We start from the raw sequence: 18,560 nt of genomic DNA on the forward strand, positions 1-18,560 counted from the left end.
CCGACAATCCGGCGATAGCAGCGATCCACGTAAGTGCCAGCGTAWAYWGCNGMMAKTRTMCCCGCCACGGCAAGCCACTCAAAGACTCCGGCCGGCGAACGGAAACCCATTAGGAGTGCAACTAAAATAATTACGGCAATTGAGATCACGTTGGATACCAGTGAGGTTAGCACATGCCCCCATAAGGCCACCGAACGTGCAATGGGCATTGAGTTGAAACGCTCAAATATGCCCTGTTGCACATCGAGAAACAAGCGGTAAGACACATAGCCTACACTGTTTGCGACAGCAATTAACAGAATGCCTGGCAATAGGTAATTGACATAGTTATCTGTGCCGGTTTTAATGGCGCCCCCTAGCACATAGACGAACAACAGCATCATGGCAATGGGCATAATAGTAACGGTGATGATGGTATCCATACTGCGGAAAACGTGACGCATGGAACGTCCTACCATAACACCCATGTCTACAAGAAAATAATTTTTAGTGGTTTCCATTTTATTTCTCTTTTTCACCAACAATTGAAAGAAATATCTCCTCCAAGGTTGGCTGTTTTTCAATAAATTCTACTTGTGTGGCTGGGAACAGCTTTTTAAGCTCAGCAAAGCTGCCGCTCACGATGATTGTGCCTTCATGAAGAATGGCAATTTTATCGGCAAGCTGTTCTGCTTCCTCTAAATACTGGGTGGTTAGGAATACCGTGGTGCCGCCGTCAGAAAGCTCTTTGACGATCTTCCAAAACTCAATTCTGGCCTCCGGATCAAGTCCAGTAGTCGGCTCGTCTAAGAAAATGATTGGCGGATTTCCCACAAGGCTCATGGCAATGTCGAGCCTGCGACGCATGCCTCCGGAATAGGTAGAAGCCCTGCGGTCTGCCGCATCGGTTAAGTTGATCCGCTTAAGGAGATTATCAGCTACCTGACGCGGATTGCTAAGGTGCCTCAGTCTGGCAATCATAGTAATATTTTCTCGTCCGGTTAACACCTCGTCTATTGCTGCAAATTGTCCCGTAAGGCTGATTGACTGCCGTACACTTTCGGGTTTTAAAAGAACATCAAATCCATTTACCCTTACATTTCCGCTATCTTGTTTGAGCAGTGTGCTCAGGATTTTGACAATTGTTGTTTTGCCGGTACCATTGGAGCCGAGTAGGGCAAAAATACTGCCCTTTTCAACTTCAAAATCTACGCCCTTCAGAACATGAAGCTGCTTATAGGACTTTCGCAATCCTTTAACTTGAATTGAGTTGTTTTGCATATACTTTTCTTTTTAATTTTTTGGCATAGCAAAGGTAATCGGCCTAATAGCCAAATTCAGCAACAACGGCGAGCGTTTTAGTTGTAATCACGCTACTTATAGTTGTTTTCTGTAACCTCTGGTAGTATTTTGCAGAAGAGATGTTACGGGTTAAAAGAATGAAGTGTTTATTGCTCTAAATGCAGGCTTTCCTTATGTAGGGCATTCATTATTTCGGTAATGAATTCAGGAGACAGGCCTTGTTTAGTTCCCACTGTTATTGTTTTATTTAGCGCTTGTTTAAAACGATCTGCTTGTAGTGGTGGAATGTTATTGTTCTTCTTATAGATTCCAATTTCTCTGACAACACGCTAACGACTGCCTAGTACCGCTATGAGTAATTTATCTAAAGAATCTATTTTCTTACGGCTACTGCTTAATTCGGTACCAATTACGGCCTTACTTTTAGTTTGTGAAAAGGCGTATGAACATACACCAAGACTGGTTAATAAGCCAACGATAAAAGTTTTTTTGTGTATCATACCTGTCGATGTGGTTGATAAATAAAAAACGGATTATTTAATTGGTTATTACGCTTCAAACATTAGAAGTCTCTGGAAGTTTATGTTCCCCGATGCGCCTCAAATTTCATGATCAGTTTGGTCTTGAATCTTGCCGTTTTTCCGTCTTTGGTTCCTGGAATGTATCTAGGAGCATGCAGAAGAATACCACGAGCCCGATCTCCATAATCTGAATAGGTGTTTTTATCAAACCTTGTTTGAGAAATAATTCCATCCCGCTCGATATAGATCCAGATCACAACCTCTCCTTTTACACCGTTATCAATTTCCTTCTTGGTAAAGTGAAATTTATCGATGATATATCCTTGCAGGTCGTGCCCTCCTCCTGGAAATTTGGGAGGTTTCACGTTGCCATAATACGGATGGTCTAAATTTATGATAGTGGTATCTATCTTCCTGACGGATTTACCCGAATCCTGAGCGAAAAGATTTAAACTAATGCTAAGGAGCGATAAGATACCGTAAAATTTGGAGAGTCGTTTCATAGGTTTTTAATCAAATGTACAAATATATCATTTCCACTTCCCCAAGATGTCCAAGATGCATAGCCTTTCGATGGTCCCGCCCTCGGCATAATTATCTCTTTCGATTGGATTAGCAGTATTTATCTCTTGTAGCTTATTGAGAAAATCCTCTGGCCGGTAAAAAATCCCATCGTTAATAAAATAAACTGCTTCACTATCTATTGATGGCCTTGGTTTTTCTACAGCAAATGTATTTATTGGCATAATAAGCGGCAAGGCAGATAAAGAAGAGAGTTTTAAGAAATCGCGACGTCTATATGCAGACATATTTGTATGGTTGTTTCAGGATTTAATAAAAAGGCTTTTCATCAAATATACTAAATTTAGCTGCGCTGAACTCGCTGAAGGGCTCGGTTCTCCTAGCGTCAAGATGATAAGAGTTTCAAAATATTGAAGTTATAGCTCTAGAAGGAACAGCTAATTACTTATATATATTAAAGGAATCGCAATACCCCGATGATTAAAAAAAGCAACCCACCGATAATAAGATAGTTTGAGTACTTTTTGACAGAACTCCAGCCGTCGTTGTTGGTTGAATACCTTGCCATTATACCGAGAGATATTAAACAAATTGAAGAAATTAAACTCAACATAATTTAAATATTGTTGGTATGTATGTTTTTTAACGCCCATTCCTGCACAGCAATAAGAACAGGTGTCAATGAAATTCCTTTTTCACTTAGTACATACTCTACAGTCGGAGGTACTGTTGCATAGGCGGTTCTGATCAGAACTCCTGTTTTTTCCAATTGTTTAAGCTCTTTTACCAGCATACGTGTATTTATACCGGGGATTGATCTTTCCAGTACCTTAAACCTCATTTTACCGGTCATCAATGTATTGATGATCGTCATGGTCCATTTACCCGACATTAAATCCATCGCTTCCTGGCATGGACAGATCTCAATTTTATCTTCCTGCATTGAAAATTTAAAACACTGTAAATCAATAAAACTTTACTTTTTGTTACTATTGTACAAAGAGGTAACTACTTGCAAATGTAAGGTTAGTAGCAGACATTTACAATTTAACTACAACCACGTTGATTATGACCATTGAGGAAATTACTGCTTATATCTTATCTAATTTTAAAAAAGTAAACATTACAGAAGCAAGTGGTGACCTTTTCTTTATGTACGATCAGGAGAAGATGATGCCATTTGCAACTATAGTTACCAGTGACAACGATTTTGACAGTATATCTCAGTTGAATAGAGAGGGTTTCTTTCGACTAAATATTGGTATTGACAAGACTTTGTTTGTCAGCTCTTTTGAGGGTATAGCGTTAAAGAAAGGTATTGGCGCGTATGTAGCCTCCTGTATAGATTTTACGGCCGAGAACATAGTGATGCCTCACCCATTTTACGGATCAATGTATTGGTTATGTATCGTGAATCCAGACAAGGATAGCTTGCCTGGATTAAAAAGTTATCTTGATGTAGCGTATGACTTAGCTGTTAAAAGGTATAAGGGTTAGCTTAATCGTATCCAATTCTACGCAAGCTTTTTCCGCAACCATTTGCGAACCGGCTCATCATACCATTTCAATGCGGCATATGCCAAAATAATGCTACCTATTAAGATTAGTAATGCATAAGGCCAAGCCTGTGCTATCGTTATCCCTTTGTTATTACTGATCCAGGCCACGTAAAAGTAGACAATCGGGTAATGTACCATATAAAGGGGGTACGATATATCACCTAAGAATTTGCAGACCCTGTTCTCTCTTTGACTTTGCATCAGACCACTGGCACCAAGGTATACGATAAGTGGGAATACGATGATAATGCAAACAGAGTCATAGACTCCGTTCATCCAAACCTGTCCAACACCGCCAATGCGCGGCATATAAAGTACTATTGCTACTAAAAGACTGCACCATAAAAAGGCATTTTTAATACGGGTCGGCTTGGCTACACGCGAAAGCAACAGACCGGCAAAGAAAGGATACATGACACGCGTTAGTCCGATACGAACCTGTTCCACATTCAGAGTCCAGCCGCCACTAACGTCTCCGTTTGTGATTGCCAGGTGTACAAGTGCAATAGCAGAGATGCCTACTAAAATACTTAGCGCTGTTTTAGAAAATTTTCTGATCCAGAGGGCATAAAGAATATTGGCGATGTATTCAAAAAACAATGACCACCCTACACTATTCATTGGGTGCATCTCCTGCCAGCCACGTATATCAAGCGATAATGGTATGGGCAGGATGGTATAACCGATCAGCAGTACCAGTAGCATCTTCCAGATAGGAATGGTATGAATGAGCGGCCATAACGTAGAATCTGTAAAATAGAATCCGACAGCGCCGAGGGTCATCCCCAAAATCACCATTGGCTGAAGACGTATGATACGGCGTTTGAAAAAACTGCCCACTGTCATTTTATGCCACCGATCGTCATAAGCATAGCCCATCACGAAACCGGATAATAGAAAGAAAAAGTCGACAGCCAGGTAGCCGTGATTGACGAATTTGTCTAAATTACTTGTTGAAAATGGTTCGGCCAGATGGAAAGTTACAACAATTATGGCTGCGATTCCGCGAAGGCCGTCTAATATAGGATAGTGCGGCTTGGTGGCCAGCTCGTTTAGGTTAATTCTCATTCATTGTGTGTGAAATCGCAATTTGTAAAAAAAAGCTAATAATAAGACTGGCTATCTTAAGCTTTTTATTTTTTCTACGAGCAAATCCAATACTGGCTGGCAAGCAATCAGGTTGAAACTCCAGATATCGTCTGTAATAAAAATGTAGTTGCCATTAAAACTATAAATATAATCCCCCCCTTCGATTCCAATAATCCAATCTTCTTTTTTTAGATCAGGATAAGTTCGCAATACTTGCCAGCAATATTCTCTAACCTCTCCCTCATCTCCGAAATCGTCCAGCATAGACAAAATACTAGATTCATTAGTCAATCCATATTTTAACAGCATTTCCTCGATCATATTCTTTACAATTCTTTTTGATTTTTTTCTCTTGCCATTTGTAGCTCGCCCCCAAATACGCTGAGCACGTATTTTTTCTATGCAACAAGAAGAGCTTCGTTTTTGTACGCTGAAAACAAAACGATCAGCTGATATCACAACGCATTGTTGTAAGTAATTTCTTGAAACCTACTTTTTCATATGCCTTCACAGCTGCATCATTGTCGTGGTATACATCAAGACGCAGCTCAGTTATTCCTTTTGATAAAACCCATTGCTTAAGATCGTTTATCAATAGCTTATTGATTCCTTTTCCTCTAAATTCGGGCTTTACGAACATGAAGCCAAGATAACCAAAGAGTTCATGACGTTCGTAAGCTTTTGCTGACCGGATTTGGGCGTAACCACAACCAACGATTTCAGCATTAAACTCAATCACAAGAACTACTGTTTGTTCATCCTCTATTAGTGTCTTAAGGTCGTAATAGAAGATTTCACCATCCTTTAGGGTAGGATTAAAAGGACGCTCCGCCTCAACCAACATTTGCAGAAATTCGCCAAGCTTAGGCAAGTCGGCATTTGTTGCACACCTGGTAGGTCCATATGTATTGTTCTCCAATGGTTCGATGTTTTCTTTCAGAAACTTAATTCTCTCTTCGGTCTGTTGTGTCGGCATAGTTCTGCTAAGTTAATGCATATCTATAATTACATCAATAGGTTTCGATTAACAAAACCATTAGAAAGATGCGGGATTTTCAGCTCTCAAAACTGAAGACAAGAATGTCTTGGCGAAGAAGGTGGAAGGCAATGGTTATTTTTTCAAATTAAGATTGATGCTATTAAGAAGCGTATGAAGAAAGGTAAGTTGCTTTGGAGAGAAGTGTTCTCGTTCAGCTTTTTTTAGAATTCTCTTCTCTTTTTCAATATGTTTTGTCATCCTATCTTTTGCCTCATAGGCAGCCATATATTCTTCCATACTTTGCTTTAACTTTGCCTTGAGGCAGGAATTGGGGTTAGCTATGTAATAATTGGTAAAGCTTGCCATGTGTGTATAAAACAAGTCTTCGACTGTTGTGGTAAAGGATTGCATTGCTATATCTTCTGAATTTGGACATATTCTTTCTAACGCATTAACAGTGGAAACATCAAACTTGCCATGCTTTAGTATCGCCCCAATGCTATCTGACTTTTCTTTAATATTTAATTCTTTTTTTTCCTCAATATTCTTGTCTGTAGCAACCGTCAAAACAAAATCTGAATTATTACCCACATCTTCATGATCATTATCAGGCTGTTCATATTTTTCTTTTTCTGATCTGGACTTGGTATTTGTAATTAACTCCAGCTTTGCTACAACCTTCTCATAAAATTGCTTAGAAATTCTTTTCTGTTCTGCGGTATCCAATACTTTTTTTCTATGCCAGGTTCCATTGCGAAAAACAGACCTTAGTGCGATTGTAGTTGTTGTTTTATTCTGGTTGTCAGTTGGTATATAAGAGAAGAAAAACATTTGTTCCTGATCTTTTTTATCATATAATACCTCTCCTTCTTTTATGCCAGCAACATCTCTAGTCCAATGTTCTGAATCATATTGCCATCGTTCTGGAATTTCATTTTCGGGATTTGCATTTCTAAAGCTTTCGACAGCTAACTTAAATTTGTCTTTCTCTATTGGAAAAGTAATAGAGGCCCAGCCACCTAAACTTCCTTCACCTGGGTAATTGCAGGAAAATAACAGTACAGGTATTAAAAGAAGAAGGAATGATCTAAACATCGAGAAAATTTTATCGTTTCGGATTACTATTATCGTTTGATTTTACTTGTGATAATTCAAACCAATTTGTCAAGTCCCCATCGTAGTCAAAGACCTCAATAAGTTCAAACCCTAATTTTTCAAGAACTTTTATTGAGCTTTTATTTTMNAKATNGAGWWANNGNAMAAATTKAATTWMTMYSTMKRWWNNTTYARARMNNCAWATYSSRWAATTGCTTTTGATGATTCTGTTGCATAACCCCTTCCCCAGTGCTTTTTCTTAAACCTATAACCCAAATCATAAAAGTTTATATGATTGTTTAGCGGTTCTCTAAAGTATTTTAAGCCTGCCCAGCCAATACATTCATTTGTCTGTTTCTCGACAACGGCCCAACGAGCAATTCCATTATCGTTATATTGTTTTTGAAACATTTCAATCACCTGTACAATTTGTTCTTTGGATTTTACAGGTTTGTTTTCAATAAATTTGTGAACTTCAGCGTCGGAGTCCAATTCAAATAGATCATCAATGTCTTGGTTATCGATTTTCCTAAAAAATAATCTTTCGGTTTCTAAAATTAACCCCATATCTTTTAAAGGTATTTATTTAGCAATGCAAAAGTCAATTTATTTTTTTCTTCTTTTTACATACATCAAGATACAGACTAAAGAGATCACCAATCCTGTCACTACCCTTACCACATAACATTATCAGATTTATTTTACGGTGTGTTTGTCAGTGAGTTTTCACAAATGGAGGTCTATTATATTAGGAGCAAAGACTTTAAAAACTGGATTACAGGCCTTCGTTAGATTCATCTACTTTTTTCGCTGTTAGTCTATTAAACTACATTCACTTCCGATAGGTGGTCGCGCCCCTTAATCCGCTAAAAGGCGACGATCACATCTTGTTTTTCCTGGATGACAATAAACGCATATTTACAGGGAATGAAGATTTCAGTTTTACACAGAACAGAAGAGAAAAAGAATATCCAAGGGCTAACAGGTAACTGCTAAAAAGTGCTATTTGCTAGTTCAATATTATATTAAGCACCGACAGTGCCTGTCTGGACTTCACCGGCACGTTTGTAGCTGGCAATAATTACTCCGGTTGAGGTAGCCAAACTCTCTACTAATGTAAATGCTGCTGGAATGGGCCCACTGTCAAACAATTTTTTTCCTTTACCAAGCGTCAGTGGATAAATTTTTAGACGAAGTTCATCTACTAAATCATGCTCCAGCAAAAGTTGAACGAGCTCACTACTACCCCAAACCTGAATATCAGAACCTTCTGAATTTTTGAGTTTCTTAATATCTGCCACATTGTGGAGGAATAAGGAGTTTTTCCAATCTGATTTTTCCATGGTCTGCGACAGGACGTATTTGGTGCCATCATTAATACCTGGCCAAAAGTCAGCGTGATCAGGCCAGTACGAAGCAAAGATGTCGTATGTTTTTCTGCCTAGAAGATATTCTGCTGGTTTCAACTCTTCCTGAATGATCTTGCCAAAAAGCTCATCACCATAAGATGCGGTCCAGCCGCCATATTTGAAACCACCTGATGTGTCTTCTCCCGGTCCACCTGGTGCTTGCATAACACCATCCAGTGAAATCATTGACAATACTGTTATTTTTCTCATTTTATTTGATTTTTAGTAATTATGATAATAAGTATTTTATTGACAATACAAAGATGGAATGCATTTCAGAGTTTGATGCGGGGTAAAAACGACAACTTAGAGGTGAATAGCGTCAAAAAAACTAGTGCCTTAGTATTTTATTTTTCTTTCAAAATGGTTTCAATTTCGTAAATTCAAGCATGAATAAAATTAACGCCWYRWYGMTCWNTCYKRKSWTWGYYTTTACGCTTAGTTCCTGCAAAAAGGATAAGGCTGCGAAGGTCGACTGTGAAATGAAATTAACGCACCACATTTCTTCAATAATTACAGATTTTACGGAGGACGTTATTATGCGCTTCAATTCTGCCAAGCAAATCATTGACGTTATAACATCGTCCCAATCCTTTTCCTACCAATACAATGGAAACGAAGTGATTGTCCGCTCTGGTGGCAATGATGCTCATAAAATTGCTCTTGACAATGGTCGTGCGGTGAACATTATTACCATCGACTCAAAGGATGTTCAAAAAATTTCCTATGATTCTGATGGTCGGATGAAGCAGATTTTGCTGGAACATGAGGGAGTTGTCAGAAGCATCTCTACATTTTTTTATGCTGGTGGAAATCTGGATTATGTGCTTGTAGAAATTAAGGACGATGAGCGTTTGGATAGTAAATACATTTTTGAGTATACAAATTTTAAAACAGATGCCAGAACTCAGTCATTCCAGTTTTTCAATGAATCGATACTCGGCAATTTCGTTCCAGTAACACTTAGAGGATCAAGTTCGTTTAACCTTCCCTCAAAGATGATTTATGTACGAAAAATCAACAACTATGACTATAAATACGCGACGGTTTATGAATACACCTATACCATGTCTCCAGCAAATGGTAGCGTCATCGGTATGAGCACTAAATATACTGTGCAAACCAAGGGAGGCCCGATCGTAATTACCGATAACGTAAACATTGCTTCAACCTGTCCATAAGTAAGCATTAGAATTAATAGAAATAATGAATACCAACATAATAGATAAGTTAGCGCATTCATTGGGAAGACGGGATGAAGTACCCGATCAGGAACTGGCTAATGCTATTGTACAAAGCATCGACTATGAAGCGGTCAGAGAGTTGGTTGAGAACCTATATCATAAAGCAGGGTTATCCAGAACGATTGCATAAAAGTAATTTATGAGATTGGAACATTGAAACCGGAAATGATAGCCGATTTCTGTTCGTAATTGATTGATCTGTTAGACAGTAAGAATAATCGTTTGCAATGGGTTGCAATGATCGCTAAATGCGATCACTACAATTAAACCGAAAGAAATATATAATGCATTACCTAAAATAATAACCACTGCAGACAAAGGTTCAGTCATCACCAATGACCATTGTGTAGGTACTATGATTAAACTTTGTGGCGTTAAAGAGTATAGTGAAAATGTATTCCCATTGCTAATTGGGCAACTGCTGAAAAGCCCCGACAACCAGCTACCAATGTAGCCAGAAAATGCTTTGCAAATTGTAAACAGCGACAATAAAACGTAAGAAGCACCCTCGATGCAATAAATAGACCAGCTTTAATATATGCGCTGAGCATTTTTAGACAACTGTTTAACATGCTGTAAATATTCGATGATGTGTTCATGCTCATTTAAAGGATAGCTTACTCCAAGTTGCCTCGCAACATTTTGTGCTATTTTTTGAAAAAGCTTAATAGTAACGAACACTGCATTCCATACTTCATTAACATCGCCAGTTGGGTAGGTTTCAAGTAATTCTGCGTAAAGTTCTGGCTCAAGATATTTTTTATAAAACTTCCCATATTTGCCTGGATTTACTGAAAATTGATAGCGGAAACCAATGTGCCAATCTATCATTTGTATTAATGCAGATTGAATAACATTATAGAATAAGTACTGAGCGTGGGGAATCTGCTCTCGCCAAATACCCTTTGCAAGTCCTGTATTGGTATACCAGAACTCGTTACAACAATCACCAAATTCCCTAACCGATGGTCGATTTACCAGGTAACTTTTATCACTTGCCGGATCTAGTGAAGCTAAACTAAGCATATCATCTTTATTCAATAATACCTTACTAAGACTATCATCCAGGAAACGATGTAGATTTTCAATCGGGATTAATGTTAAGTCAATCCGATTTCCGTCCATAAATTGCATTAAATAGGAAAATGCCCCATCTAGTTCAGGTGTTGGCGGATAAAGCTCCATGTCCTCAGGCATTTGAAGTATCATCCTTTCGCCAAAAACATCAATCCACGTATGATCCTGAAGAAATGGAGAGAGGCTTTTAACCACATATATGATGTCGTAATCCTGAAAGATATCCTTTGCAACGTTTGGATTGGCCTGTGAACCATTTAACAGAACTGCCCTTATGTCTTGATTATTTGCAGCGACATCAATAATCAATTGCATCATTTCGCGTTTACTTCTACTTATCATAACAATTCTTTCTTCATCATAATATCTAGCTGCTCGTCGTTACCCATTTTGAATATATGCTTATCAAAAGCAATAAATCCATTCTTTTCGTAGAACCTTATTGCACGTGGATTTTTTTCCCAGACACCTAGCCATAAATAGGAATTATGCTGTTCTTGAGCAACTTCAAGTGCTTTCTCATAAAGAAGTTGACCTACCTTTTTACCATGATGGCTGCTTTTAACATATATGCGCTCAATTTCTAAAGCTTTTTGATCTTGTTGTTCTGTTTGTGCAGTCCCGGTATTTACTTTTAGGTAACCAACAGGGTTCTCATCTTCCCAAGCAATGTAGAACAATGAATCTGGATTGCTTAATTCAGCTATCATCCGGCTATTATTAAAACTGTCTTCAAGATACTTTTCCATATCCTCCTTGGTGTTGCTATCAGCAAATGTTTCAAAGAAAGTTTCTCTGCCAATGCGCTGAGTTGCACTTAAATCATCAATAGTAGCCTTTTTAACCTGTATGTATTCCATTATTTAATTTATTTTGGTTTACAAATTTACCTAATAACTAGATAAAACTATCTGATATCATTGTTAGTCTCGATATCGAATAAGCGGTCTGCCTCATCATATCCGGTAGGCAGAATAATGCCTTCCGTTTTTGCACCGGCCGAAATCAACGCTGCTATCGAATCAGGTTTGCGACCGTCCATCCAATAGGAATCAGTACAGGCACGTATGGCGAGCAATAATGGTGCATTTCCGTTTGTATCTTTCGCGTCTACGTCGGCTCCGCTATTGATGAGCTTTTTTACTGCATCATGAGCTCCACGCCAAGCTGCAATCTGCAATGCAGAACTATTTTTCGGAATTCCGAAATAACCATCTCCACTTACATAAGGCGTATCTACCTGAATATCCAAGGCCAAAATTCTGCCTATTCCTGCCGCATTGTTATTTCCAGCAAACCCACCAAGTAACATACCTCCATACTCGGTCGATAAAATTCCGATTGCAGATTCATCCATCGCACAAGCTCTGGCCAGTTCGTCCATTCCTTGCAAGGATATGTCAAATCCATAATCCCGGAACAATTGCAAAACGTCTGCCCTGCCCCTTTGCGCTGCCATTACTATGGCAGATCTGCCGTCCTTCTGGCTTTGCAATCCAGGATTAGCACCATGTTCCAGTATCATCAATATGTTTTGTAACTGATTGTCGCGTAAAATCGCCTGGTGCAGTGCTGTAACGCCCCAGAGTGTTAAACGATTAGGATCTGCCCCACTCTGCAGCACCAGGCGGATGCCTTCGGTATCATGTATATCACACTTACGCAGCAACATAGTAGCCATGGAATCTGCAGTCATCTTACCACTATCTAGCAATAGCTGGAAGGCGCGGTTGTCGTAACTTTCGGGTGAATGATAAGGTACTTCATTGTCGTTAGGATTTGCGCCGTTATTGAGCAGCAACCGGGTCAATTCCGGATGGAATGCTACCCCAGAAGCGCCGTAAAGAACACTTTCCCACTCTGTGTGAGGTGTGTGCAGATCATCAAAGAAGCCTGTATTTACATCAGCTCCGGCACTGATCAATGTTTGAGCAGCGGAAACAAAAGATGCTGGAGGGAGACTATTCAAAAAACGAGAAAAACAGAGATAAGTTAACGCATCCCATCCTAGCGTTCCTCCTTTAGCAGCAGCAAGAGAAGGATCTTGAGCCAAAAAATGTTTTATGGCGATGTCATTTCCAAGCAATGCAGCCGTGTATATGCTGTTTTCGGCAATGTCGGGAGAAGAAGCAAGCAGGGCTTCGGCTTCGTCTGTTGAACCATACCATACACTGGCTTTAATAAAGGCATCCACTGTGTTCATAAAAGGTAGCTTTTGAAATAAAGATAAACATTATTCGTATTTACTCTGAAGTGCTTTTCTTACCTGTAAACTCAGAAATTTTACAAACATGTGCTTATTATTTTCTTTTATTTGCAGTCAATGTTAATCTATGAAAGTTAAAAGAATCGTTATAGACATATCCGCACAAAATATAGATGCGGCCAAACAATTCTATCAAGTTATACTTGGACTTGATTTATTGATGGATCATGGTTGGATTAAGACCTACGGGTCTAATGAGCACCAAGCAATTCAGATCAGTTTTGCGACTGAGGGTGGTTCCGGCACACCCGTACCTGATTTATCTATAGAGGTTGATGATATTGATGAGGCGCTTAACCGAATGAAAGATTTTGGAATATCAATTGAATATGGTCCGGTTGATGAGCCATGGGGTGTTCGTAGATTTTTTGTACGCGACCCTTTTAACAAATTAGTTAATATTTTGGGCCACATATAAATTATGGAAATTACTGAACTGTTAGCCATCAGTTTATAATAACGCCAAAGGCCTACTCTTGTAAGATAACCTAGTGATAAAAGTACGGGTAAACCAGTAGAAAAAAATACAAATATCCATCTATTGTTTGAAAAAGCAATAATTAGTCACTTTGGGTACATCTTAAAAATTACCGTTATGAAAAAATTTGGAATTATCTGTTTCACCATGATATTACTTGGTGTAGCATCTTCAAATGCACAAGGCATTTTAGACAAAATAGACCGCACGCTTGATAAGGCTGATAAAGCGGGGAAACAAGCTGACAGAGCCGGAAAAACCGGTGGTAAACTCAGTAGCTTCTTTGGCAAAAAGAAAAGTGCCGAAGAAGTTGTAGCTGAAACCAAAACTACTGTAAATATTAGCGGTGTAGATTTTGCCACTCTAAAAAGCATAAATGAAAAAGCAGAGAATACTAAAGGTGTGCTCAGTTCAAAAATGAAATTTAATACATCCGGTTCAATCATTAGTTTGGAACATAGTGGTACAACAGAAGATTTGCTGATCGCCTTACAAAAAACCAATCCTGACATATTTACTGAAAAAAATATTGAAGCCTTAGAAGACGGCCAAATATCAATTAAAATTAAAAAGTAATAGACAATACTGATGAAAAATACTTCAATTTTGATATTGGCAATAATAAGCATCTCTTATCTTGCTTCCTGTAAAAAGGGTAAAGATGGACCATCAAACGAAGAAATTCTTAAAAATAAGATTGAGGATGTGATTCCACAGCAATACTTAGATACCCTGAAAACATTAAATTTTCCTGTAAACGAAGGTACAACGCCACCTAATATGGAAGGCGCATTTTATGTATCTCCATTAATTCTAAGAGTATCGAACATACTAGGAGACAAACCCGGTAATGCATTTCTGAGTTCAAAAGTAAAATTTTTTGACCAGCACAATGATGATTTTGGTATAAGCTTAATTGGCGAGCACGTATTAACTTTAAGAGATACAAGTATTGTAACTGCGATATCTGGTTCGGGAAATAATTTTACCATTTATGGGAAGGTTAAATCTACTTATGGCTCTTACTCGGCCATATTTGCTACTATAATTTCGGGTATAAAGGAAGGCAACAACATTAAAAATTATACTATCGGTATAATAAACATTGATAACAGCAAAGGTGGGACGGGCATTTTTGTACCTGAAGGAAAAGCCAGAGTCGCTTATGATTCCGATTTAATCACGGAGAGCATCGAGTATGATTCGAAAACAGCAAAAGCTGGTAATGAGAGGATTTTAAATTTAGTAAAACCACTGGGGGGACGTTAACCACCCCCACCCGCGCCACCTGGCATGCCTCTGGGAGGACGACCTGCAAACTTTTGCAATCTCAGCGTAAAGGTGAGCAGGTAATAGCGTCCTAACCGGTTCACGTTACTTTGCGTAATGGCATATGCATTTTGCGTTGAGGTAAAACCTGTATTCTCGTTAAACGCGTCGTACACGGAAAAGCGCAGGGTGCCCACATTATTCTTTAGAAAGCGTCGCTCTATGTAAGTATTCAAGACATTTGGGTTGGTAGCGCCATTATAACCTTCATAAATCGCCTTACTGTAGTTATAATTTAGCGTCCAGCTTTTGAAGAAATAGAGGTTGCCATTGGTGCCAAGGGTGATGGTTTGAAAATTATTATCACTATATGCATCTGCGACAGAATTTTTAGAGCGATTAATACTGTAATTGGCATTCGCCTCTGCATCTAAAACGTCGGGAATATCCACTCTGAAACGTACTCCTTGGGAAAGTGCCAGATTTTTAGCCATATTCTTTTGAATAGTTTGATTAATACCGAGTGAATCGAGAACATTAGTGAGGTAAGAAATATTGTTGTTATAAGTGACTTTGCCATTAAAGAATAAACTGTATTTGCGTTTGGCCCAAGGCTTGGCAAACGCATAATAGGCTGTAGCATTATAAAACCCCGAAGCATTTTGATATTTCGTTAATATTGCCCCGGCAAGTCGTGGATCTGCTGTATAATTGCGGGGATAAGTAACGGTGTGCGCTACAATCTTGCGGTCAGTTTGAGTAAAACTTAGATTCACAAAAAACGTTTTCCCCGTTCCGTCGCCGAATTTGTTATACCTGACCTGAAAACTGTTGTTGTATTCAGGCAGCAGATCTGGATTACCTTGCATCGGGTAGCTGGACTCGGAAAAGTCAATAACCGGCTGTAATTGATGATAAGCTGGTGAATTGCTCGCTCCCTGGTAGTCAAAAGCCAATGCCTGAAGCTCGGAGAAGTTATAGACATAATGCAGCACGGGTGAGAAGTTATATATGGTTTTGTGTGTACGGAAGGTGACTGACGATGAGCCTTTCAGCAGGGTTGGTTGCGCTGCCAAACCTAATGTAAAATTGTATTTCTGGTCAATTACCTGGTAGTTTACCCTAAAATTATTGGTAATGAAATTAAAATTGTAGTCATTACTCAAGTCCGGATCGCGATTAATATCGCCAGCATTAGTAACCGTGTCGGTAAGCCTGTCGGCCCCTGTTTGTGAGTTGTGGTACTGGTAACTGAACTCCAGGTATGATTTTTTACCGATCGGCTCCAGGTATGACAATGAAAGACCGGAACTGTCGGTACGGCTGTTGGTATTGATCATCTGATTCACAGGCGCATTGGCATTGCCTGCAAGATAATTGTAGACAGGATTCTGGTACTGCTTATTTGTTGTTGTGCCGCTGGCTAACAATACACTAAAATTGCGCCCATGCTTCTGGAACCGATGATTGTACAATGCGCTGATGCCAAAGTTTGGCGCCTCAGCGTGAGACAATAGACGTCTTGTATAATCTGAAATTAAAGTATTGTCGACATTTTGGGCTTGTAGCTTACTTCCAAAAGTTTGATCGATATCCACTCCGCTGTAAGAAAACGTTGGAATGAACTTAAAGTAGTTCGTTGTATCGGGTTTGTATTCTATATTGAATTTAAAACGGTGGTTAAGATTCTGGGCATTCTCGGTGCTATTGCTGTTCTGGATTGAGGATAACTGCCCTGATATGTTATTTTGTACCGTTTTTGAAGTGGTGTATACCGAGTTATCGGCAAGACTATAGCTTCCGTAAACTTTTACCTTTTTGCTCCAATCATCACGATAGTTAAAGCCTAATGAACGTGCGTTAGTAATACCCTTTGGATCGGGACCAAACACGTTCGGACGGTCTCCGCCGGTAAAGGTAAACAGGCTTGTATTAGTATTGTTGAAGTCAGCTGAGAGGGTTATCTGGCGCTTGCCCTGGAAATTAAATACATTTGTTGAAGCGACATAGCGACGACCATTTTTTGTTCCATCTCTTTCCTGAATAGCATCGCGACCAATGCCCACAGTTCCCTGTCCAAAGTAGCCATGATCTTTATCTTTCTTGATATTGATGTTTAACACCTTTTGTGGATCACCGATTTTTATGCCCGTAATATTGGCCTGATCGCCGTAGTCGTTTATGATCTGTACATTCTGCACCAGATTTGCAGGCAAGTTGCGGGTAAGGCTTTTGACATCACCCGCCATATAATCTTTTCCATTGAGTCGTACTTTATTTACTTGTTTACCCTGTGCGGTGATGTTACCATCATTACTTATTTCCAAACCAGGCATTTTCTTGATAGCGTCTTCTATTACTGCACCTTCGCGCACTTTGTATGCTGCCGCATTGTATTCAATGGTATCCTCCTTTATTTTGATTGCATTAGCATTAGTGACTGTAACACCTTGAAGTGTAATGGGATCACTTTTTAAGATGATTGGATCTAATTCAGCTGCATTACCGCCAGGAGCAAGATTATATCGCCGTTTAACACCCTGATAACCTAAAGAAGAAACCACCAGGCTGAACTGATTACCTGATACCGAAGAGAAAGTAAACCTGCCGCTCGAATTAGTAGCCACAACTGAACTGTCTTTGTCTGCCAGTAATTTAACTGTCGCCCAGGGCAGTGTTGCTCCTGTAGAATCCTTTACCAAACCAGTTACCTGCCTGCCGGTTTGTGCGCAAACGTGCATGCTGAAAAACAACGCAGCAGCTGAAAGAAAATGTAGAAGTTTCATGATCCTTGATTTGATGCGTTACAAACCAAAACAGCTGTTGCAATTTTATTACCGTCTGGATCCGATTCGTATGTGACTATTGTTACCCTGTTACCGATTTTCAAATCGGACGCTAATATGGTACCAGCTGAGTTTCTGATGGTTGTCCGGTTGGTAAGCTTAATAATTACTTTTCCGCCGTCGCTCCGTTGAATAATAATGGCGTGATTTCCAGTACTTACGATCTCTCCTAGGCCACCTGTGCCACCACAGGGGTCGTTGCCTTGAGGAATTCCACCTTGGCTCTTATCAGCATGATCAGACCGACCACTCTCTGGACCAGGTTCGAAACGCACCGGAAACTGGCCCTTCTGATAAATAACCAGGCCATAACAAGCAGTTCCGGCAATAACACCCATCAGTACAACTGCCGCAATCTTAATACTTTTAGGCTCCATCAGACTCAACTTCTTTGCCAGAACGGTAAATGCCCAATAACCTATCATAACGCCGAGTCCATTTAATATAACATCATCAATATCAAAAATGCCTACGCTCAATATTACCTGCAATCCCTCGATAGCAAAGCCGGCGGCGACTGCAAGCGCAAGCATTTTTTTCCATGTGATATTCGGAAAGGCCAAAGACCCAAGCAATCCTACTGGTACTAGTAAAATAATATTTCCGATAAGATTAATGCCTCCGATTATCAAGCCCTTCTCACCCAGCAGATACACCAAGATGGTTTTGAACGGCACTAAATTGGCCGGGCCTGTTTGCGATCCACCAAAATAAATCATCAGTGAGCCTATCCTAATCATGGGCACATCCTTGAATACCATTACCTTGATCAGGATCGCACTGTAAGCGATAAGAATAAATGTTGATATTAAATGCTTCTTCATAGAGACAAAGCAAAAGCATTATTTACACACCCTAAAATGTAATATACCGCGACCAGCCGATTATAGACAGAGGTCTCTTTTTGTTCGACTAAAGACATTTT

The 18,560-nt window shown here is 39.4% G+C and carries 22 protein-coding genes and 2 pseudogenes; 6 read left to right on the plus strand and 18 right to left on the minus strand.

Annotated elements, in window-relative coordinates; all coding sequences use genetic code 11:
* The 7 genes and pseudogenes from N824_RS14065 to N824_RS14085 form a co-directional block, all read right to left on the minus strand.
* Window positions 1–500 (minus strand): ABC transporter permease (locus N824_RS14065; RefSeq protein ID WP_304412534.1); only part of this gene is annotated, 500 nt, incomplete at its 3' end.
* 1 nt (window position 501) lies between these two features.
* Complete coding sequence (locus N824_RS14070; protein ID WP_048905799.1) at window positions 502–1,260, minus strand: ABC transporter ATP-binding protein; 759 nt, start codon at window positions 1,258–1,260, stop codon at window positions 502–504.
* Window positions 1,261–1,427: 167 nt separating this feature from the next.
* Window positions 1,428–1,598, minus strand: a pseudogene (locus N824_RS38485) (chorismate mutase); the annotation flags it as partial.
* A 12-nt stretch (window positions 1,599–1,610) separates the two neighbouring features.
* Entirely contained in the window at window positions 1,611–1,781 is a 171-nt protein-coding gene (locus tag N824_RS31340) for a hypothetical protein (protein WP_161662320.1), read from the minus strand.
* Between the two features lie 80 nt (window positions 1,782–1,861).
* On the minus strand, window positions 1,862–2,305 hold the full coding sequence (locus tag N824_RS14075; protein ID WP_048905800.1) for a hypothetical protein: 444 nt from the start codon (window positions 2,303–2,305) through the stop codon (window positions 1,862–1,864).
* A gap of 27 nt (window positions 2,306–2,332) precedes the next feature.
* Window positions 2,333–2,611 carry a hypothetical protein gene (locus tag N824_RS14080; RefSeq protein ID WP_048905801.1) on the minus strand — a complete coding sequence of 93 codons (279 nt, stop codon included), beginning with the start codon at window positions 2,609–2,611 and terminating at the stop codon, window positions 2,333–2,335.
* A gap of 329 nt (window positions 2,612–2,940) precedes the next feature.
* Window positions 2,941–3,267: a helix-turn-helix domain-containing protein gene (locus N824_RS14085; protein ID WP_048905802.1), complete on the minus strand. Its 327-nt coding sequence runs from the start codon at window positions 3,265–3,267 to the stop codon at window positions 2,941–2,943.
* A 125-nt stretch (window positions 3,268–3,392) separates the two neighbouring features.
* Between N824_RS14085 and N824_RS14090 the strand changes: the two genes are divergently transcribed.
* Window positions 3,393–3,821 (plus strand): DUF6194 family protein, encoded by a 429-nt coding sequence (locus tag N824_RS14090; RefSeq protein ID WP_048905803.1) that lies wholly within the window; start codon window positions 3,393–3,395, stop codon window positions 3,819–3,821.
* 17 nt (window positions 3,822–3,838) lie between these two features.
* Here the strand turns inward: N824_RS14090 and N824_RS14095 are convergent, their stop codons facing one another.
* The 6 genes and pseudogenes from N824_RS14095 to N824_RS14120 all read right to left on the minus strand — a co-directional run bounded on the left by N824_RS14095 (window position 3,839) and on the right by N824_RS14120 (window position 8,665).
* Window positions 3,839–4,945 carry an acyltransferase gene (locus tag N824_RS14095; protein WP_084498335.1) on the minus strand — a complete coding sequence of 369 codons (1,107 nt, stop codon included), beginning with the start codon at window positions 4,943–4,945 and terminating at the stop codon, window positions 3,839–3,841.
* Between the two features lie 57 nt (window positions 4,946–5,002).
* Window positions 5,003–5,431 carry a hypothetical protein gene (locus N824_RS14100; RefSeq protein ID WP_152542287.1) on the minus strand — a complete coding sequence of 143 codons (429 nt, stop codon included), beginning with the start codon at window positions 5,429–5,431 and terminating at the stop codon, window positions 5,003–5,005.
* Window positions 5,418–5,948 carry a GNAT family N-acetyltransferase gene (locus N824_RS14105; protein ID WP_084498327.1) on the minus strand — a complete coding sequence of 177 codons (531 nt, stop codon included), beginning with the start codon at window positions 5,946–5,948 and terminating at the stop codon, window positions 5,418–5,420. Before N824_RS14105 ends, N824_RS14100 begins: the two co-directional genes overlap by 14 nt.
* Before the next feature lie 135 nt (window positions 5,949–6,083).
* Window positions 6,084–7,046, minus strand: coding sequence for a hypothetical protein (locus tag N824_RS14110; protein WP_048905806.1), 963 nt, complete (start codon window positions 7,044–7,046; stop codon window positions 6,084–6,086).
* Between the two features lie 129 nt (window positions 7,047–7,175).
* Window positions 7,176–7,613 (minus strand): annotated as a pseudogene (locus tag N824_RS14115) (GNAT family N-acetyltransferase).
* Window positions 7,614–8,071: 458 nt separating this feature from the next.
* On the minus strand, window positions 8,072–8,665 hold the full coding sequence (locus tag N824_RS14120; RefSeq protein ID WP_048905807.1) for a dihydrofolate reductase family protein: 594 nt from the start codon (window positions 8,663–8,665) through the stop codon (window positions 8,072–8,074).
* Between the two features lie 272 nt (window positions 8,666–8,937).
* Between N824_RS14120 and N824_RS14125 the strand changes: the two genes are divergently transcribed.
* A complete protein-coding gene (locus N824_RS14125) occupies window positions 8,938–9,636 on the plus strand; it encodes a hypothetical protein (protein WP_152542289.1) in 699 nt (232 codons plus the stop codon).
* Between the two features lie 25 nt (window positions 9,637–9,661).
* Entirely contained in the window at window positions 9,662–9,829 is a 168-nt protein-coding gene (locus tag N824_RS31345) for a hypothetical protein (protein ID WP_161662321.1), read from the plus strand.
* 401 nt (window positions 9,830–10,230) lie between these two features.
* Here N824_RS31345 and N824_RS14130 read toward each other — a convergent pair whose 3' ends face one another.
* The 3 genes from N824_RS14130 to N824_RS14140 are packed head-to-tail and all read right to left on the minus strand — an operon-like array spanning window position 10,231 to window position 12,979.
* Complete coding sequence (locus tag N824_RS14130; RefSeq protein ID WP_048905809.1) at window positions 10,231–11,118, minus strand: aminoglycoside 6-adenylyltransferase; 888 nt, start codon at window positions 11,116–11,118, stop codon at window positions 10,231–10,233.
* The gene (locus N824_RS14135) at window positions 11,115–11,636 is read right to left on the minus strand and encodes a GNAT family N-acetyltransferase (RefSeq protein ID WP_048905810.1); all 522 of its coding nucleotides are present in this window, start codon (window positions 11,634–11,636) and stop codon (window positions 11,115–11,117) included. Before N824_RS14135 ends, N824_RS14130 begins: the two co-directional genes overlap by 4 nt.
* A 47-nt stretch (window positions 11,637–11,683) precedes the next feature.
* Complete coding sequence (locus N824_RS14140; protein ID WP_048905811.1) at window positions 11,684–12,979, minus strand: ankyrin repeat domain-containing protein; 1,296 nt, start codon at window positions 12,977–12,979, stop codon at window positions 11,684–11,686.
* Between the two features lie 130 nt (window positions 12,980–13,109).
* Between N824_RS14140 and N824_RS14145 the strand changes: the two genes are divergently transcribed.
* From N824_RS14145 to N824_RS14155, 3 genes are all read left to right on the plus strand, one after another.
* Complete coding sequence (locus N824_RS14145; RefSeq protein WP_048905812.1) at window positions 13,110–13,460, plus strand: VOC family protein; 351 nt, start codon at window positions 13,110–13,112, stop codon at window positions 13,458–13,460.
* A gap of 123 nt (window positions 13,461–13,583) precedes the next feature.
* Window positions 13,584–14,096, plus strand: a complete 513-nt coding sequence (locus N824_RS14150) for a hypothetical protein (RefSeq protein ID WP_152542291.1) — start codon at window positions 13,584–13,586, stop codon at window positions 14,094–14,096.
* Between the two features lie 12 nt (window positions 14,097–14,108).
* Window positions 14,109–14,789: a hypothetical protein gene (locus tag N824_RS14155; RefSeq protein WP_048905814.1), complete on the plus strand. Its 681-nt coding sequence runs from the start codon at window positions 14,109–14,111 to the stop codon at window positions 14,787–14,789.
* Here the strand turns inward: N824_RS14155 and N824_RS14160 are convergent.
* Together N824_RS14160 and N824_RS14165 are read right to left on the minus strand one after the other, a co-directional pair.
* Window positions 14,786–17,575 (minus strand): TonB-dependent receptor, encoded by a 2,790-nt coding sequence (locus N824_RS14160; RefSeq protein ID WP_048905815.1) that lies wholly within the window; start codon window positions 17,573–17,575, stop codon window positions 14,786–14,788. The two genes, N824_RS14155 and N824_RS14160, sit on opposite strands and share 4 nt — an antisense overlap.
* Entirely contained in the window at window positions 17,572–18,459 is an 888-nt protein-coding gene (locus N824_RS14165; protein WP_048905816.1) for a VanZ family protein, read from the minus strand. The genes N824_RS14160 and N824_RS14165 overlap by 4 nt, the downstream gene beginning before the upstream one ends.
* Window positions 18,460–18,560 lie beyond the last annotated feature (101 nt).

Source organism: Pedobacter sp. V48, assembly GCF_000523515.1.
Classification (GTDB): domain Bacteria; phylum Bacteroidota; class Bacteroidia; order Sphingobacteriales; family Sphingobacteriaceae; genus Pedobacter.

What these genes read in the sequence shown, in the direction of transcription:
- N824_RS14075 (WP_048905800.1), bottom strand. Translation starts at nt 2,305, where the DNA reads ATGAAACGACTCTCCAAATTTTACGGTATCTTATCGCTCCTTAGCATT.
- N824_RS14085 (WP_048905802.1), bottom strand. Translation starts at nt 3,267, where the DNA reads ATGCAGGAAGATAAAATTGAGATCTGTCCATGCCAGGAAGCGATGGAT.
- N824_RS14160 (WP_048905815.1), bottom strand. Translation starts at nt 17,575, where the DNA reads ATGAAACTTCTACATTTTCTTTCAGCTGCTGCGTTGTTTTTCAGCATG.
- N824_RS14120 (WP_048905807.1), bottom strand. Translation starts at nt 8,665, where the DNA reads ATGAGAAAAATAACAGTATTGTCAATGATTTCACTGGATGGTGTTATG.
- N824_RS14070 (WP_048905799.1), bottom strand. Translation starts at nt 1,260, where the DNA reads ATGCAAAACAACTCAATTCAAGTTAAAGGATTGCGAAAGTCCTATAAG.
- N824_RS14145 (WP_048905812.1), top strand. Translation starts at nt 13,110, where the DNA reads ATGAAAGTTAAAAGAATCGTTATAGACATATCCGCACAAAATATAGAT.
- N824_RS14080 (WP_048905801.1), bottom strand. Translation starts at nt 2,611, where the DNA reads ATGTCTGCATATAGACGTCGCGATTTCTTAAAACTCTCTTCTTTATCT.
- N824_RS14125 (WP_152542289.1), top strand. Translation starts at nt 8,938, where the DNA reads ATGAAATTAACGCACCACATTTCTTCAATAATTACAGATTTTACGGAG.
- N824_RS14090 (WP_048905803.1), top strand. Translation starts at nt 3,393, where the DNA reads ATGACCATTGAGGAAATTACTGCTTATATCTTATCTAATTTTAAAAAA.
- N824_RS31345 (WP_161662321.1), top strand. Translation starts at nt 9,662, where the DNA reads ATGAATACCAACATAATAGATAAGTTAGCGCATTCATTGGGAAGACGG.
- N824_RS14105 (WP_084498327.1), bottom strand. Translation starts at nt 5,948, where the DNA reads ATGCCGACACAACAGACCGAAGAGAGAATTAAGTTTCTGAAAGAAAAC.
- N824_RS14140 (WP_048905811.1), bottom strand. Translation starts at nt 12,979, where the DNA reads ATGAACACAGTGGATGCCTTTATTAAAGCCAGTGTATGGTATGGTTCA.
- N824_RS14110 (WP_048905806.1), bottom strand. Translation starts at nt 7,046, where the DNA reads ATGTTTAGATCATTCCTTCTTCTTTTAATACCTGTACTGTTATTTTCC.
- N824_RS14155 (WP_048905814.1), top strand. Translation starts at nt 14,109, where the DNA reads ATGAAAAATACTTCAATTTTGATATTGGCAATAATAAGCATCTCTTAT.
- N824_RS14130 (WP_048905809.1), bottom strand. Translation starts at nt 11,118, where the DNA reads ATGATAAGTAGAAGTAAACGCGAAATGATGCAATTGATTATTGATGTC.
- N824_RS14135 (WP_048905810.1), bottom strand. Translation starts at nt 11,636, where the DNA reads ATGGAATACATACAGGTTAAAAAGGCTACTATTGATGATTTAAGTGCA.
- N824_RS14165 (WP_048905816.1), bottom strand. Translation starts at nt 18,459, where the DNA reads ATGAAGAAGCATTTAATATCAACATTTATTCTTATCGCTTACAGTGCG.
- N824_RS31340 (WP_161662320.1), bottom strand. Translation starts at nt 1,781, where the DNA reads ATGATACACAAAAAAACTTTTATCGTTGGCTTATTAACCAGTCTTGGT.